The 15,844-nt window shown below is 73.2% G+C and carries 13 protein-coding genes and 1 pseudogene; 6 read left to right on the forward strand and 8 right to left on the reverse strand.

Features of this window, described 5'->3' with window-relative positions:
- Nucleotides 1-501: 501 nt before the first annotated feature.
- From Actkin_RS19740 to Actkin_RS19750, 3 genes and pseudogenes are all read right to left on the reverse strand, one after another.
- Nucleotides 502-1,770 (reverse strand): annotated as a pseudogene (locus Actkin_RS19740) (S8 family peptidase); the annotation flags it as partial.
- A 286-nt stretch (nt 1,771-2,056) separates the two neighbouring features.
- Entirely contained in the window at nt 2,057-2,641 is a 585-nt protein-coding gene (locus tag Actkin_RS19745; RefSeq protein ID WP_189210995.1) for a DUF7711 family protein, read from the reverse strand.
- Between the two features lie 6 nt (nt 2,642-2,647).
- The gene (locus tag Actkin_RS19750) at nt 2,648-3,598 is read right to left on the reverse strand and encodes a hypothetical protein (protein ID WP_258903743.1); all 951 of its coding nucleotides are present in this window, start codon (nt 3,596-3,598) and stop codon (nt 2,648-2,650) included.
- 257 nt (nt 3,599-3,855) lie between these two features.
- On the opposite strand from Actkin_RS19750, the gene Actkin_RS19755 reads away from it, so the two are divergent.
- On the forward strand, nt 3,856-4,230 hold the full coding sequence (locus tag Actkin_RS19755) for an FKBP-type peptidyl-prolyl cis-trans isomerase (RefSeq protein WP_189210997.1): 375 nt from the start codon (nt 3,856-3,858) through the stop codon (nt 4,228-4,230).
- Between the two features lie 145 nt (nt 4,231-4,375).
- On the opposite strand, the gene Actkin_RS19760 is transcribed toward Actkin_RS19755, so the two are convergent.
- On the reverse strand, nt 4,376-5,089 hold the full coding sequence (locus tag Actkin_RS19760; RefSeq protein WP_258903744.1) for an alpha/beta fold hydrolase: 714 nt from the start codon (nt 5,087-5,089) through the stop codon (nt 4,376-4,378).
- Nucleotides 5,090-5,100: 11 nt separating this feature from the next.
- Here Actkin_RS19760 and Actkin_RS19765 point away from each other — a divergent pair, with 11 nt between their 5' ends.
- Together Actkin_RS19765 and Actkin_RS19770 are read left to right on the forward strand one after the other, a co-directional pair.
- On the forward strand, nt 5,101-6,360 hold the full coding sequence (locus tag Actkin_RS19765; RefSeq protein WP_258903745.1) for a cytochrome P450: 1,260 nt from the start codon (nt 5,101-5,103) through the stop codon (nt 6,358-6,360).
- A 35-nt stretch (nt 6,361-6,395) separates the two neighbouring features.
- Complete coding sequence (locus Actkin_RS19770) at nt 6,396-7,451, forward strand: ATP-grasp domain-containing protein (RefSeq protein ID WP_189210999.1); 1,056 nt, start codon at nt 6,396-6,398, stop codon at nt 7,449-7,451.
- A gap of 382 nt (nt 7,452-7,833) precedes the next feature.
- Here Actkin_RS19770 and Actkin_RS19775 read toward each other — a convergent pair whose 3' ends face one another.
- On the reverse strand, nt 7,834-8,817 hold the full coding sequence (locus tag Actkin_RS19775; protein ID WP_258903746.1) for a Gfo/Idh/MocA family protein: 984 nt from the start codon (nt 8,815-8,817) through the stop codon (nt 7,834-7,836).
- 167 nt (nt 8,818-8,984) lie between these two features.
- Here Actkin_RS19775 and Actkin_RS19780 point away from each other — a divergent pair, with 167 nt between their 5' ends.
- The gene (locus Actkin_RS19780) at nt 8,985-9,383 is read left to right on the forward strand and encodes an SSI family serine proteinase inhibitor (RefSeq protein WP_189211001.1); all 399 of its coding nucleotides are present in this window, start codon (nt 8,985-8,987) and stop codon (nt 9,381-9,383) included.
- A 143-nt stretch (nt 9,384-9,526) separates the two neighbouring features.
- Here Actkin_RS19780 and Actkin_RS19785 read toward each other — a convergent pair whose 3' ends face one another.
- Nucleotides 9,527-11,404: a beta-propeller domain-containing protein gene (locus Actkin_RS19785; RefSeq protein ID WP_258903747.1), complete on the reverse strand. Its 1,878-nt coding sequence runs from the start codon at nt 11,402-11,404 to the stop codon at nt 9,527-9,529.
- A 155-nt stretch (nt 11,405-11,559) separates the two neighbouring features.
- On the opposite strand from Actkin_RS19785, the gene Actkin_RS19790 reads away from it, so the two are divergent.
- Nucleotides 11,560-12,144, forward strand: a complete 585-nt coding sequence (locus Actkin_RS19790; protein WP_258903748.1) for a DNA-binding protein — start codon at nt 11,560-11,562, stop codon at nt 12,142-12,144.
- Between the two features lie 22 nt (nt 12,145-12,166).
- Nucleotides 12,167-12,820, forward strand: coding sequence for an RES family NAD+ phosphorylase (locus tag Actkin_RS19795; RefSeq protein ID WP_258903749.1), 654 nt, complete (start codon nt 12,167-12,169; stop codon nt 12,818-12,820).
- A gap of 15 nt (nt 12,821-12,835) precedes the next feature.
- On the opposite strand, the gene Actkin_RS19800 is transcribed toward Actkin_RS19795, so the two are convergent.
- Complete coding sequence (locus Actkin_RS19800; protein ID WP_189211005.1) at nt 12,836-14,767, reverse strand: S9 family peptidase; 1,932 nt, start codon at nt 14,765-14,767, stop codon at nt 12,836-12,838.
- 68 nt (nt 14,768-14,835) lie between these two features.
- The gene (locus Actkin_RS19805; protein ID WP_189211006.1) at nt 14,836-15,837 is read right to left on the reverse strand and encodes a TerC family protein; all 1,002 of its coding nucleotides are present in this window, start codon (nt 15,835-15,837) and stop codon (nt 14,836-14,838) included.
- Nucleotides 15,838-15,844: the final 7 nt, after the last annotated feature.

Genomic DNA, 15,844 nt, shown 5'->3' on the forward strand with positions numbered 1-15,844 from the left:
GACCGTGCGGCCCCGGAACTCGGTGAGCGAGAAGGAACGCCGCTGGTAGGCAGTCGCCTCGTCGACATTGGAGTAGGTCGCCAGCGTCCGCAGCACCGAACCGTCGGAACCGACTACTTGCACACGCAGCGTGTCGTAGACGACGCTCCCGGTCTCCTCGGAATCGATCCCCAAATGGAAGGACAGAGTCGCGGACGTCACGGAAGCCGGAATGCTCACGGACTGGGACAGGGTATCGGTGTGGTTACGGCCGTAACCGTTGAGCCAGGCCTTCCACGAGCCGCTGTTCGCCGAATACGTGGCGTCGGCGGTGATCACGTTCTGGGTGCTCGACCAGTCCACCGCCCCGGACTCGAAGCCGGGGTTGCGCAGCAGCTGCGCGCCGGGCTGCGGGTCGGGGGTGGTGCCGCCGAGGTCGGCGATCGTCTTCGCCGCGTCCACCAGGCCCGCGCCGCAGCCGCCCGAGCAGGAGCCCGGGATCGGCCGGACCGCGGCCTTCAACCGCGACTCGATGTCCGACGGAGTCAGCGTGGACCGCTCGCCCAGCATGAGCGCGACCAGGCCCGCGACGTGCGGGGTGGCCATGCTCGTGCCCTGGTAGAACGCGTAGGACTCGCTGCCGGGCGTGGTGGTGCCGGTGTTCAGCGTGGAGAGCACGCCGTTGGTGCGGGTCGCGGTCTCGCCGCCGGGCGCGGAGACGTCGACGACGTTGCCGTAGTTGGAGTACGCCGCGCGGTCCCCGCCGCGGTCGAGCGCGGCGACGGTGACGACGTTCGCGCAGTTCGCGGGCTGGGAGTACGCCGCGTCGGTGTTGGAGTTGCCCGCCGCCACCACCACGGTCGCGCCGCGGCCGACCGCGCTGTTGATCGCGTTCTGGTAGGTGCTGCCGCAGGAGCCGCCGCCGCCCAGGCTCATGTTGATGACCTTGGCCGGGTTCGGGTTGGCGGGCACGCCGGAGACGGAGCCGCCGGAGGCCCACACGATCGCGTCGGCGATGTCGGCCAGCGTCCCGCCGCAGCGGCCGAGAACGCGCGCGTGCACGATCCGCGCCTTCGGCGCCACGCCCGCCACGCCCCGGCCGTTGCCGGTGACCGCGGCGATGGTGCCCGCCACGTGTGTGCCGTGCCAGGAGGAGTTGCTCCGCCTGCTGTCCGGCCCGCAGGCGCCGTCGTATTCGACCCAGTCGCCCTCGTCCTGCGGGTTGGAGTCCCGGCCGCCGCCGTCGCGGGAGCTGGTGGAGTTGCTGATGAAGTCGTAGCCGCCCACGGTGTTGCCGTCGAGGTCGGAGTGCGCGGTTCGGCCGGTGTCGACGACGGCCACGGTGACGCCCGCCCCGTCGGCGGTGTCCCACGCGGTCGGCAGGCGCATGCCCGCCGTGGACTCGAAGTAGTGCCACTGGTCGCCGTACTGCGGGTCGTTCGGCGTGGCCGTGGCGTGGAAGCGGGTGTTGGGCTCGACGTACTCGACGTCCGGCCGCGCGGCGAGCGCGCGCAGCAGGCCGCGGGAACGCTCGGCGTCGAGCTTGCGCCCGGAGCGCACGAGGTGCGCGCCGGTGGCGAGCCTACGGACCTCGCTCAGCTCGACCCCGTGGCGCTTGCCCGCCGCGCGCAGGGCGTCCTGGCGGGCCTGCCCGGCCGCGGCGGGCTTGAACGCGACGATGTATTCGTCATATTCGACGCCGTCGACGACGTTCTGCGTGAACGCGCACCCGCGGTCCATCTTGTCGGGGGCGGGATCGGCGGCGGCCGGTGTGCCCATCGAGGTCACCATGAGCGCCGCGGCGCCCAGCGCGACGCAGCATCGGGTCGCGATTGTTCTTTTCACAGGGATGCGCCCTCTCGAATGCAGGGATCGGGACGTGATCGCGATAGCCGGACCGGTTGCGAGCCCTATTCGCCGACCATCGCCGCCAGGGATTCTGCATCGCGTTTCCACAGCGTGGAAGCCATAACTTTTAACCTTCTGCGCCGCTCGCTCAGCGTGACGGCGGCGGGCTCGGGCAGCCCGATGCCGCGGTCAAAGGGCTTTCCTGAAGGGCATCCGATGTGTTAAAGCGCTATTTCCGGGCTTCCGCCGTTTCGAGGAGGTCGAGATAGCCCGCGCCCGCTTCCCAGAGGGCGTCGGCGCGGGGCTCGATCTTGCCCGGCCGCCAGCGGTGCTCGGCGTAGTGGGCGGACCGGTCGCGGAGGGCGGCGAGGCTGACGGCGGTCTCCTCCGCCACCCGCGCGGCGAGTTCCCCGGGAGTCGGCGCGGGGAGGCGGACGTCCTCGCCGCGCCCCTCGGCCAGCGCGGTGAGGACGTCCTCGCGCGTCTGGCCGTCCCAGACCAGTGCGGGCCGATGGATGCGGTGGTTCCACACCGGGTCGGTGCGCCAGTAGGCGGTGAAGGGTCCGCGCGCGAGGCGGGAGGCGGCTGCCCAGTGCTGCGCGCCCGGCGGCGTGGTCAGCCACGGGACCGACGGGAGGTCGACGACCAGGGCGACGGTGATCGTGTCGAGGTCGGCGGGCGGGCCGAGGATCTCGCCTGCGACCCAGAGTCCGGTCACCCGCAGCGGGTGGATCGGCGAGTCCGCCAGTCGGGCGCAGGACTCCGCCAGCTCGGTCAGGTGGTGTACGGCCCGGCTCCACTTCACGCGGGCCATCTTGCCTCAGTAAAGCCCGGGCAGGATGTCCTCCGGCGCGGCGGCGCGCAGCCGGGCCTCGATCGCGTGCGCGGTGCCGGTCAGGGCGACGTCGGCGTAGCAGGTGAGGCCCGCGGCGGCGAAGCGGCGCACGAGCGGGGCGAACGCGGCGGCCGTCGTCGTCGGCAGCGCGCCGACCCTGCGCCCGTCCACCCGGACGGCGACCGTGCCGTCCTCGGCGTGCAGGCTGCCGTAGACCAGCCCGCGCCCCGGGCAGTACGCCTTCGCCAGGGCCGCGGCCAGCGTCTCCAGGTACTCGGTGCGCAGCGGGTACGTCCGGCCGGGCGGCAGCTCGACGTGCGGGCCGGGGTCGGGCTCGTTGAGCGGCAGCACCTCGGCCGGGTCGGCCAGGTCGAGGGACACGGCGGCGATGAAACCGAGCCCCCGCTGCTCGTAGGACCACCACAGCCGCGCCCGGCACAGCGCGACGGCGACCTGCCGCAGCGCGGGCCCGTACGCGTCGACCGCGTCCGGCGGCAGGTGGCCGACCACGTGATCGTCCATGAGCACCCGGACGCCGTCGTCGTCGGGACGCAGTTCGGCGACGGTGACGCGCTCGCCGGTCCCGCTCCCGGTCAGGGCGCGGAGCGCGGTGAAGCAGTGGGACTCGCCCGTCACCGCCTGATCGAACGAGCCGCGTCCGTGCAGCACGACCGCCCCGGGCCGCAGGCGCGCGGCCAGCTCGGCGAAGGCGGGGCGCTGCTCGTGCGGGAAGCGCAGCCGGTGCCTGCCGCCGTCGCGCATGGTCAGTTCCAGCACACCCGAGCGCAGGGGCCGGGCGGGCGTCAGGGCGGCGGCGGCGATCTCCGCGCGCGGGATGACCAGGCGCGGGCCGAACAACGCCTCGGCCACCGCGTTGGTGGCCGTGACGACGACCGACGCGCCGTCGAAGTCGACCTCTACCCCGATCCCGTCCACGGCACCTCCTGGTTGGAGGGTATGTCCGCCGTCGGCCGCCGGATGTTACGGGTGATCACCCGGACCGCCGTCCGACCTGGGCCGGTCGGCGGGCGACGGGACGCGGGAGCGGCCCCGCCGTCGGGGGGTGACGGGGCCGCTGACTGCGGTGTCGTCGCAGGCGCCCCGGGCGTTACCGGCGGGTCGTGCGGCGGCGGGGCCGGGCGCGCGCGAGGATGGCCGACGGAAACGCAGTCGATGGAGAACGAGGTACGGGTATGGCCGCGCAGAAGCCCGAGGTCGAGCCGATCGAGGGGGCGCCGCCCGCTGACCTGGAGCAGACGGACATCGCCGTCGGCGACGGTCCCGAGGCCCAGCCAGGCTCGGTGGTGAGCGTGCACTACGTCGGGGTCGCGCACTCGACGGGCGAGGAGTTCGACTCCTCGTGGAGCAGGGGCGAGACCTTCGACTTCCCGCTCGGCGCGGGCCGCGTCATCGCGGGCTGGGACCGCGGCGTCGCGGGCATGCGCGTCGGCGGCAGGCGCCGCCTGGTCATCCCGCCCCACCTGGGCTACGGCGACCGCGGCGCGGGCTCGGTGATCAAGCCCGGCGAGACCCTGATCTTCGTGGTCGACCTGCTCGCCGTGAGCTGACCGGTAACGGGGGCCCGTCCCGTTCGGGACGGGCCCCTGCCATGTCCCGAGCAGGCCGAACCGCGGCCAGGGCACCGCTGCACGTCGGCGTAGGCAGGGACTGTGCTGACCGGGTCGGTGTGGACGGCTCAGCCTGCGCGGTCGATCAGCGCAGGCGGGCGAGCAGCGCGTCCAGGGCCGCGGGGTCCTCGACGTGCGCGCTGTGGCCGAGGCCCGGCAGCAGGACCGGGTCGGGCACCAGGGTCTCCAGGTGGGCCGCCGGGCTCATCGGGTCGTCGGAGCCCGCAGCCAGGGTCACCGGGCAGCGGGCGGCCGCCAGGAGGCCGGGCAGGTCGGGGCGGCCGACGGCGAACGCGGCCGGGTCCAGCGCCAGGCGCCAGCCCCCGTCGGCCTCGGTCACCAGACGGTCGGTCGGCGCCCCCTCCGGCAGGCCTGCCACCTTCCGCGCGCGGTCCAGCGCCTCCTCCCGGGTGGCGAACACGCGCGCCGGGCGCGCTGCCAGGTCCGCGGCCTTCGCCAGGTCCGACGCCGACCAGCTGACCTTCACGCCCAGGGCGCACACCGCCGTCACCGGGACGCCGAACCAGCCGCTGGCCAGCGCCAGGCCGACGACGCCGCCGAGGGAGTGGCCCAGCACCGCGACCGGGCCGTCGACGATCCGGGCCACGGCCGCGGCGAGCGCGCCGAAGGAGTAGCGGGGCAGCGGGACCGAGCCGCCGTGCCCGGGCAGGTCCGGCGCGAGCCACGAGCCCGGCCACCGGTCGATGACGCCCGACCACGCGGCGGACGAGCCGCCGAGGCCGTGCAGGAGCAGCAGGGCGGGGCCGTCGCCGCCGCGGTCGACATGGAGTTCTTCCACGGACCGGGATCATGCCGTACGAGAATGGCAGCATGGACACCGCCGCGCTGCTCGACCCCGACACCTACGTCCGCGGCGTCCCCCACGACCTGCTCGCCGACCTGCGCGAGCGGGCGGCGGTGCAGCGGGTCGGCGACTTCTGGGCCGTCCTGCGGCACGCCGAGGTCCGCCACGTGCTGCGCACCCCGAGGGTCTTCTCCTCCCACCTCGGCGGGACGCAGGTCAAGGACCCCGCCACGCCCGAGGCGCTGCGCTACGTGCGGCGCATGATGCTCAACCAGGACCCGCCGGAGCACACCCGGCTGCGCGGCCTGCTCACCAGGGCGTTCACCCCGCGCGCCGTCGCCCGGCTCACCGACCGGATCGAGGGCTGGGCCGAGGAGATCATCACCACGGCCGCGCGCCGCGGCGCCTTCGACTTCGCCAAGGAGGTCGCCGACCTGCCGCTGCTCACCCTGGCCGAGGTCTTCGGCGTGCCCGTCGAGGACCGCATGCTGATGTTCGACTGGAGCAACCGGGTCATCGGCTACCAGGACGCCGAGTACGCCGTGAGCGCGGCGGCCGACGGCGGGACCGCGCTCGCCCGGATGGCCCGCGCGCTGCGCCCCGAGCCCGGGCCGGACGGAGAGATGCCCGATCCGCGCACCCGCGAGGGCATGCCCGACCTCTACGCCTACGCCCACGGCCTCGCCGAGCAGAAGCGCGCCGACCCGGGCGAGGACATCATGAGCATCCTCATGTCGGCCGCCGACACCGTCTCGACCGAGGAGTTCGAGAACCTGTTCTGGCTGTTCTCCGTCGCGGGCAACGAGACGCTGCGCAACGGCATCCCCGGCGGGATGATCGCCCTGCTGTCCAATCCGGACATCGAGGTCGACGACGTCGCCACGGCCGTCGAGGAGATGCTGCGCTGGTGGACCCCGGTGATGAACTTCCGGCGCACCGCGGCCGAGGACACCGAACTGGGCGGGGTGGGCATCAGGAGAGGTGACAAGGTCGTCGTCTGGTTCTCCTCGGCCAACCGCGACCCGAGGGTCTTCGCCGACCCGGACGCCTTCGACCCCGCCCGCTCCCCCAACGACCACCTCACCTTCGGCCACGGCCCGCACTTCTGCCTGGGCGCGCAGCTGGCCAGGGCGCAGATGCGCGCGGTGTTCCGGGTGGTGCAAGCGCTCCCGGGCAGGCTGGTGCCCGCGGGGCCGCCCGTGCGCCTGCGGTCCACGTTCCAGAACGGGGTGAAGAGCCTGCCGGTGCGGCTGGTTCCCCGGTAGCGTCGCCGGAGGAGAATCGACCTGGGGGACCGCCGATGAGGGACATGCTGCTGCTGGCCGACGAGCCCGCCGAGTCCGCCGCCGCGTTCGGCGCGCTCGGCCTGGCCGTCGGGTGGGTGCGGCACCGGGTGGGCGGCCTGCCCGCCGCCGAGTTCGTCCTGGACGACCCCAGCGGCACCCTGGAGCCGCTGGCCCGGCTGCGCGAGCTGTGCGCCGAACGCGGGCTGCGGCCGGTCTACGCCGCGGGCACGACCGACGCCGCCGTGGTCTACGCGACGCTGTGGGCCGAGGCGCTCAAGGTCCGCTGCGCCTGCCCCAGCGAGTGCGTCGACTTCTTCTACGACCGGCTCGTGCAGCGCCGCGAACTCGGCGACCACCCGTGGAACCTCCCCGCGGTCGCCGGGGACGAGCTCGACGCCCTGCCCGGCGACGGCCCGTGGGTGGTCAAGGCCCGGGGCGGCCCCGGCCGGGCCCGGCGCTGCGCGACCGCGGCCGAGGTCGCCGCCACGGTCGGCGGCGAGGGCGCCGACCACGTCGTCGAGCCGTGGCTGCCCGGCATCGACTTCGCCATCGACGCCTTCTACGTGCACGGGGCCATCCGCCTCACCGCGCTCGGGGAGTCCACTGTGGACGGCCCGGTCACCGGCTGGCTGGCCGGGCCGGTGCTGCCCGAGGAACTCGTCGCCGACATGCTGGCCGATCTGTCCGACCTGCTCACCGCGCGCGGGTTCGAGGAGGGGCCGGTGCACGCCCGCTTCCGGCTGCGCGGCAGCAGGCCGACCCTGGTCTCGCTGCGGCCCCGCCCGGGCGCCGACGGCCTCCCCGCCCTCGGCGCGGCGACGGGCGCGGCCCCGCTGATGGACTGCTACCGCCGCATGCTCCACGGCGACGACCTGCCCGCCTACGCCTTCCCCACCAGCTGGGCCTACCAGCTGCGCGCCCCGGCGGGCGTCCCGTCCGCCGCCGCCCGCGCCGCCGTCCCCGACGCCGAGTTCGCCGACCACGGCCCCCTCGGCTGGTCGCTGCGCCTGCGAACGCGGGACGAGACGATCGCCAGGGCGGCGAAGGAGAGCATCGAGGCCCTCACCTGACCGACCGCCTCGGCACGGCCCCTCCCGCTCGACCGACAGCAGCGCGGCGCCGATCGTCTCGGCCACGGCTAGCGGCGGCTCGCCCTGGTCGAGGTCCACCGCCGTGGAGGAGCAGGTGTGCGAGAACCCCTCACCTCGCCACCGGCACACCCCGCTGCACCGACAGCAGCGCGGCACCGATCGCCTCGGCCACGCCTAGCGACGGCTCGCCCTGGTCGAGGCCCACCGCCTAGGAGGAGCAGATGTGCGAGAACCCTCACCTCGCCACCGGCACACCCCGCTCCACCGACAACAGCGCGGCGTCGATCGCCTCGGCCACGGCTAGCGGCGGCTCGCCCTGGTCGAGGCCCACCGCCTAGGAGGAGCAGATGTGCGAGAACCCTCACCTCGCCACCGGGACACCCCGCTCCACCGACAGCAGCGCGGCGTCGATGGTCTCGGCCAGGGCGATCGCGTCGGCGGTGGGGACCGGGGGCTCGGCGTCGCCGTGGAGCCAGGCGGCGACGGCGCGGTAGTAGCCGAGGTAGTCGCCGGGCTCGATGGGCACGGACTCGACGCTGTCGCCCACCAGCTCGCCGGGGCGGGCGTACGCGCCGAACGCCTCGGTGGTGGGCAGGACGCCCGCGCGGGCGGCGGCCTCCTGCGGGTCGAGGCCCCAGCTGCGGAACCCCGCCTCGGTGCCGGTGACCACGAACCGGGGCGCGACCGGCGGCGTCGAGTCGCTCATCCGCAGCAGCGAGCGCACGCCGCCGGTGTGGGTCAGCAGGATCGTGGCGTCGCGGGGTCCCCGGGACTCGGCGTAGACGGTGGTCGGCGGGCCGAACAGCACCTGCGCCTGGTCGACGAGGTGGGTGCCCAGGTCGTAGATGATGTCGGTCAGGTCGGCCGGGTCGGTGCTGGCCTTCCACGCCGTGCGGCTGGAGCGGGCGGCGCGCTCGAAGCGGGACTCGAAGCGGGTGGGCTCGCCGAGGCGGCCGTCGGCGACGAGGGCGCGGATGGTGCGGAAGTCGCCGTCCCAGCGGCGGTTCTGGAACACCGTCAGCCGCCCGTCCGCGATCGACCTGACCTCGGCGGCGGTGCCTGCCGCTGGCTTGTCGACCACGACGGCCGCCCCCGCGTCGAGTGCGGCGCGGGCGTGCTCGACGTGGTGGCGGTTGGGCGAGGCCACCACGACCAGGTCCGGCTCGCGGGCGAGCAGCTCATCCACTGTGGACACGACGGCGACGTCGGCGTACCGCTTGCCCACCTCGGCGGCGTGCGAGGTGGTGACCACGGCGTCGAGCCGCAGGTCGGGGACCGCGTCGATGTAGGGGGCGTGGAAGGCGCTGCCCGCCAGGCCGTAACCGATGAGACCGACCGCGAACATCCGTGTGTCCCTCCACGCGTGACTTACCGGGCGTGATTAAGCATGCCGGCGCGCCACTCGATCGGTTGCAATGGGCCGTCGCCTTCTGGAATCGCCCGACCGGCGGGCCTATCGTCGGAATCCGCCCGCCATGTCGGGCAATTCCCAGCGGCAACCCTTGGAGTGCCATGCCCATCAGCAGAAAGACCATCGCGGGGCTCTCCGCGCTCGGCGCCGTGCTCGTCGCGGGCCCGGTGGCGATCGCCGCACAGCCCCCCACGCAGGAGCGCGCCCGGCTCGCGCTCACCGTGACCGGTCGCGACGGCAGTGTGGACATCAGCACGCTGCGCTGCGGCCCCGACGGCGGGACGCACCCGGCAGCGTCCCAGGCCTGTTCGACGTTGACGCTGGTCAACGGCGACTTCGGCAGGCTCAACTCGGAGCCGGACATGATGTGCACCCTGGAGTACGACCCGGTGACCGCGACCGCGACCGGCTACTGGGACGGCCAGCGGGTCGACTACCGCGAGGTCTTCCCCAACCGGTGCGCGATGTGGTCCTACACGGGTCCGGTGTTCAACATCTGACCGTTTTGCGGTGAACGGGCCCGGCGACGGGCCCGTTTCGCGGCCGATGATCACCCCATCGAGCGAATCGAACTGAGGCGTTCGCTCCCTTTTTCCCTATCGAGTGGCTTCGCCGAACTCTTTCCGGTGAATTCGGTCGCGCCTCAGCCGAACGGTAGCCAGGCGAGCCGGTCCAGGGAATCGAGGTCGAAGGCCAGGGCGCCGCCGTAGCCGAACGTCCACAGCGCGCCGCCCGCGATCACCGCGCGGGTGGTCATCTGGTGGTCGTCGCGGTTCCCGACCCGCCCCACCTCGGCGATCGCGTCGGGTGTGATCCGCAGCAGGACGGCGCCGCCCTTACCCGTGTGGTCCGAGATCGGCAGGACGACGAGGTCGCGCTCCGGGAAGTGCAGGAAGGCGTGCGGGTCGTGCTCGACCGGGGAGTAGGAGTCGGGCTGGTGGAACTGGTCGACCCTGGTCGGCGCGGGGCCGGTGATGTCGAACAGCGAGACCTGCGTCCCCGTCGTCCGGCCATCGTTCGTCGCCTCCTGGCCGACACCGAGCAGCCTGCCCTCGCCGATGGGGTGCAGGTACGCGGAGAAGCCGGTGATCTTCAACTCGCCGGTCACCCGAGGCGCGGCGGGGTCCGACAGATCGATGGTGTAGAGCGGGTCCGTGCGGCGGAAGGTGACGACGTAGGCCTTGTCGCCGAGGAACCGCACCGAGTGGATCTGCTCGGTCTTGCCGAGGTCGCCCACCCGGCCCACCTGGGTCAACGTCCTGTCCTTGCGCTCCAGCACGGTCACCGCGCTCTCGCTCGGCGGCGCGTCCTCCCGCGCGGGCAGCCACCCGCCGGTCATGCCCGTCGTCGTCGCCACGCGGAGCCTGCCGCCGTGCTCGGACAGCGAGTACTGGTTGAGCAGCCAGCCGTCGACGGTGCCGGACGCCAGGTAGACAGGGGCGCCCGCGTCGGCGACGTCGAACTGGTGCACCTCGGTCTTCGCCGGGCCCGGAGGCGCCATCGGCCGCGCCACGTCGGACGCCCACGCCACACTGCGGGGCGTGCGGTCGTCGGCGACGTACAGCGAGGTCTCGGTGCCGTAGACGGTGTCGCCGTCGGCGGCGATCGCGATCGTGTCGGCGGTCGTCAGGTCCGCGCGCAGGTCGACCGTCAGCACACTGAGCAACGACGTGCCCACGTACGCCGCGGGCCTGCTGAGCGCGTCGCAGTCGACGAGCCGACCCGAGCCGCCGGGCGACAGCGTGTACCGAGGCAGCCAGTCGTCGATCGTCGAGCGCTCGATCACCTCCCGGTTGCGCGCCTTGGCCTTCTCCTCGCTCATCCCCTGCGGGTAGGTGAACTCCAGCCGCGGCGACGACCGCACGACCACCCGCGCGACCGACCCGACCATCCGGGCGTCGAGGTGGCCGCCGTCGACGGTGAGCGTCCGCAGCACCTTCCCCGCGGCCAGGTCGACCAGCGCCAGCCCGCTGCGCTCGGACTCGGCGTGCTCCGGGGTGAACATCACCAGGGCCCGGTCGCCGTCCAGCAGCACCGACGACGCGTGCCCGGCCAGCGGCACGACGGCGGCGACCGAGCGGTCGCGCACGTCGATGACCCGCAGCTTGCCGTCGACCACGCTCACGATCCGCTCGCCGTCGGTCTTGACCATGTCGGGCTCGTCGGCGGCGGCCTCGTGCACCGTGGTGCCGGAGAACCCCTTCTGCTGCTCGCGGGCGCTCCCCGCCGCGCTGTCCTCGGCCGCCGCGGGCAGCCCGAGGCCGCGGTAGCGGGCAGAGTCCTCCAGGCCCCACGGGCCGACCTTGGCCAGGCCGGCGCGCTTGAGATCGGCCAGGGCGGCGTCGCAGGAGTCGAACAGGACCAAACGGACCTTTCCGCCGAGGTCGACCGGCGGGGGCGGCCCGGGGTCACCGTCGGTGTCGCCGATGTGCCAGGCCGTGGCGATCACCAACGCCCCGGCCAGAGCCAGTGCTGCGGTCGCGGTCCCGATGGATGGCCAGCGGCGGAGGTCGGTGCTCATGCCGCACAGACGGACGCACGATTGGGTGGGGTTGCACGTGGGTAGTCGGCTATCATTGAGGACTGAGCGTGTTCGAGTATGTGCGATAAGTATTACTTCCGGTGAGTTCTCCCACAAAGGCGCACGAACCCGCACATCCGGGATACCCTAGGCGCATGACGATGGCGCTGGAGACCGTGCTCGCCAAAGCGGGCCTGCGGATCGACCCGGTGGAGTTCCTCGGACTCGTCGAGGACGCCGCGCGCAGGCTCTCCCCGGCCGCGGCCGACCCGGCCGACTACTTCACCGCCGACCAGCGCGACACGCTCGTCGACGTCGGGCTGGACTTAGCGCCGCGCAGGCCGGCGGAGGTCGACTCGCGCGCCCGCGCGGTGGCCGCCGAGGCCGTGCTGCGCGACTCCGCGCTGACGGTCAGCTCGGCCGCGGGGGTGGTCGGCGTCGACACCAGCCGCATCCGCCACCGGCTCGCCGCGGGCAGGCTCGCGGGCTGGAAGGACCGAGGCGGCTGGCGGCTGCCCGCGTGGCAGTTCGTGCCCGGCGGCGTGCTTCCCGGCCTGGAGACCGTGCTCGCCGCCGTCCCCGACGACCAGCCGCCGTTGGTGGTGGCCGCGTTCATGACCACGCCCCAACCGGACCTGCGGGTCGAGGACCGCCCCGCCACGCCGCGCGAGTGGCTGCTCGCGGGCGGGTCCCCGGCCCGGGTCGCCACGCTGGCCGCCACCCTGGGCATCCCGGCCTGACCCAGAGGAACCCCACACCCCGATGTCCCGGCTACCTCAGCCGCCGACCCCTGCCGACCTGAAGACCCTGCTGCGCATCGACGAGGACGTCGTCGCCGTGCACAGCGGAACGCACCTGGTGCGCGTCTTCGCCGCGGCGGGCGCGCACCGGCAGCGCTGGAACTCCTTCCGCTTCACCGGCCCCCTCCCGCACGCCCGGTTCGACCCCCACCCGCTCGGCCCCGACGCCGGTCCGGCCCACGACTCCGACCACGGGGTGCTGTACTTCGGGCTGACCGTGCGCACGAGCGTCGCGGAGGTCTTCCAGCAGACGTCGGTGGTCGACCGCAAGACGCGGCGGCCGCACCTGGTGATCATCCGCCCGCGCCGCACCCTGCGGCTGCTCGACCTCACCGGCCTGTGGCCGACCAGGGTCGGCGCGTCGCAGGAGATCAGCAGCGGGAACAAGACGGTCACCCAGGCGTGGGCCCGCGCCATCCGCCAGGCCCACCCCGACCTCGACGGCGTCTGGTACCGCTCGTCGATGGACGGCGGCGAGCCCGCGGTGTGCCTCTGGGACCCACCGGCGGGCAACGCCATGCCCGCCGCCCCCGACCTGCTGCTGCCGCTGGACTACCCGGGCCTGGACCTGCCCCTGGCCCGCATCTGCGACGAGCTGAACTACACGCTCCTCTAGGGCTGCCCGGGGCGCCTAGGGCTTCACCGGCAGGTGGCGGTTCCACCAGTCCAGGACCGCGTCGAAGCGCTGCCTGCGGTGGTTGGGCTTGCCCGAACGGGTCAGCTCGTGGCCCTCGCCGGGGAACAGCAGCAGCTCGGTCTCCACGCCGTTGCGCTTGAGCGCGACGTACATGCGCTGCGCCTGCTCCACCGGGCACCGCCAGTCGTGCTCGGAGTGCACGACGGCGAACGGGATGGTGATCTTGTCGGCGTGCGTCAGCGGGCTCGAGGCGAGCAGCGCCTCCGGGTCGGTCCCGCAGTACGCCTCGGCGAACCACCAGCCGATGTCGGAGGTGCCCACGAACGAGTCCCACGCGTTCACCGCGCGCTCGCTCCACGCCGCGGTGAAGCGCTCGCCGTGGTGGGAGGCCAGCCAGCCGGTCATCCAGCCGCCGTAGGAGCCGCCCATGACGCCGACGCGGGTCGCGTCGAGGTCGGGGCGCTCCAGGGCGGCGTCGAGCACCGAGAGCACGTCGTCGGCGTCGACGGTGCCCATCGCCTCGATGATCGCCCGGCCGTGGGACTCGCCGTAGCCCGCCGACCCGCGCGGGTTCGGCAGCACGACGGCGTACCCGGCGGCGGCGTACACCTGGGCCTCGTCGAACAGGCCCCAGCCGTAGTACATGAACGGTCCGCCGTGGACGGACAGCAGCACCGGGTGCGGGCCTTCGCCCTCCGGCAGCACGAGCCAGCCGTGGGTGGCGTAGCCGTCCGGGGAGGAGCCCTTGATCTCCACCGGCTGGCGCAGGCCCTTGGCCCGCAGCGGCGCGGAGTAGTCGGTCAGCTGGACCGTCTCGTCGCCGGAGACCAGCACCACGTCGCCTGCGGAGTCCCAGGTGGACAGCGTGCACACGATCCGGTCGCCGTCCGCGGCGAAGCCCTTGACCTGGGCCTGCTCACCGGCGATCAGGGCCAGCTCCGACAGCGTGGCCCGGTCGGCGTCCGGGGACACCCGGCGCAGCTCGACCGCGCCGCGGTTGCGGACGCCGACGAGCACGCCTGCCCCGGTGACGACCGGGCGGCCAGCGGCCCGCTCGCAGTCCACGGTCTCCTGGTCGGTCAGCCTGCGCGGCGCGGCGGCGCCGTCCAGGCCGAACGGGACCGCCCACAGCCCGAGGTTGCGCGCGACCGGGCTCGTCCCGGGGAACGCCTCGCCGAAGTAGACGACGATGTTGTCCGCGGTCACCACGGGCAGGTCGGCCGTCCCCTCGGACCGCACGACCAGCACGGGCGAACCGCCGTCCGCGGGGACCGCGTAGAGGTCGGTGTTGAGGGTGTCGGCCACGCCCCAGTCCCGCTTGGCGCTGACGACCAGGTGCGCGCCGTCCGGCGTCCACGCGGGGTCGCACGGCTCGGCCATGCCCGTGGTCAGGGCGCGGGGCAGACCATCGCCGTCGGCGTCGACGACGAACAGCTGGCTCGGGCGGTCGACGAGGAAGCCGACGTCGTCGATCCGGAAGTCCAGGTTCGTGATCCGCCGCGGCGCCTCGGCGGCGGCGTCCGGCGCGCCGTCGAAGCCGTAGCGGCCGGGCTCCGGGACGCGGGCGGTGAACGCCAGTCGCGTCGAGTCCGGGGACCAGACCGGGGCGCCCGCGCCCAGCGGCAGGTCGGTGAGCCTGCGGGCCTCGCCGCCGGTCGCCGGGATCACCCAGAGCTGGGGACTGCTCCCCTTCCCGTCGGCGCGCAGGAACGCGACCCGGCTCCCGTCCGGCGAGACGGCCGGGGCCAGGTCGCGGTACCCGCGGGTGAACTCCGCTGCGGGGCCGCCCGCGAGCGGGACCCGGTGCAGACCGCCGCGGTAGGCGTCGGCCTCCAGGTCTGGGGTCGACACCCCGACCAGGAGCAGGTCTCCGCGCAGCGCGGGCGCACCGGGCGCGGTCAGCAGTTGGATGTCCTCTGGGCGCACGCGACGACCGTACCCGACAGTTAGCAAACCTTACGAACTCCGGTTATTACCAGTCGTCCACAGTTGAACTACCGCGCGCCCTCGGATTCCAGCTCGGCCTTTTCGTCGCGCTTGACCTTCACCAGGCTGGCGATGGTCGTGATGGTCAGCACGCCGACGATGACCGACAGCGACACCGCGATGCTCGGCGTCCACACGTCCAGGGGCTGGCCGTCGTTGAGGAACGGCAGCGAGTTGGTGTGCAGGGCCTCCAGCACCAGCTTGACGCCGATGAAGCCGAGGATCACCGCCAGGCCGGTGGACAGGTACACCAGCTTGGTCAGCAGACCGCCGAGCAGGAAGTACAGCTGGCGCAGGCCCATGAGCGCGAAGGCGTTGGCGGCGAAGACCAGGAACGGCTCCTTGGTCAGGCCGAAGATCGCGGGAATGGAGTCGACGGCGAAGAGCAGGTCGGCGGTGCCGATCGCGATCATCACGATGAACATCGGCGTGACGAACCGCTTGCCGTCGATCTTCACGAACGACTTCTCGCCGTGGTAGGAGTTGGTGACCGGCAGGATCTTGCGCGCCATGCGGGTCAGCGCGTTCTCGTGGTACTCCTCGTCCTCGTGGGTCATGCCCTGGCGGGCCAGGCTCCACGCCGTGTAGATGAGGAACGCGCCGAAGAGGTAGAACACCCAGCTGAACCGGGCGATCGCGACCGCGCCGACGGCGATGAAGATGCCGCGCATGACCAGCGCCAGCAGGATGCCGATGAGCAGCACCTTGTGCTGGTGGATCTTCGGCACCTTGAACGCCGACATGATGATCAGGAAGACGAAGAGGTTGTCCACCGAGAGCGAGTACTCGGTGATGTAACCGGCGAAGTACTCACCGGCGTAGACGCCGCCGGAGAAGACCCAGATGGCGATGCCGAAGGCGACGGCGCAGGCGACGTAGAACGCGACCCACCGGCCCGCCTCACCCACCGTGACCTCATGCGGCTTGCGGTCGACGATGAACAGATCGATCGCGAGCAGCAGGAGCAGGCCGCCGATCGTGGCGATCCATGCCCAGGCAGGGACGAGCATCAGGTGT

The sequence above is a fragment of the Actinokineospora sp. UTMC 2448 genome (genome assembly GCF_024760565.1).
In the GTDB taxonomy this organism is placed as follows: Bacteria; Actinomycetota; Actinomycetes; order Mycobacteriales; family Pseudonocardiaceae; genus Actinokineospora; species Actinokineospora fastidiosa.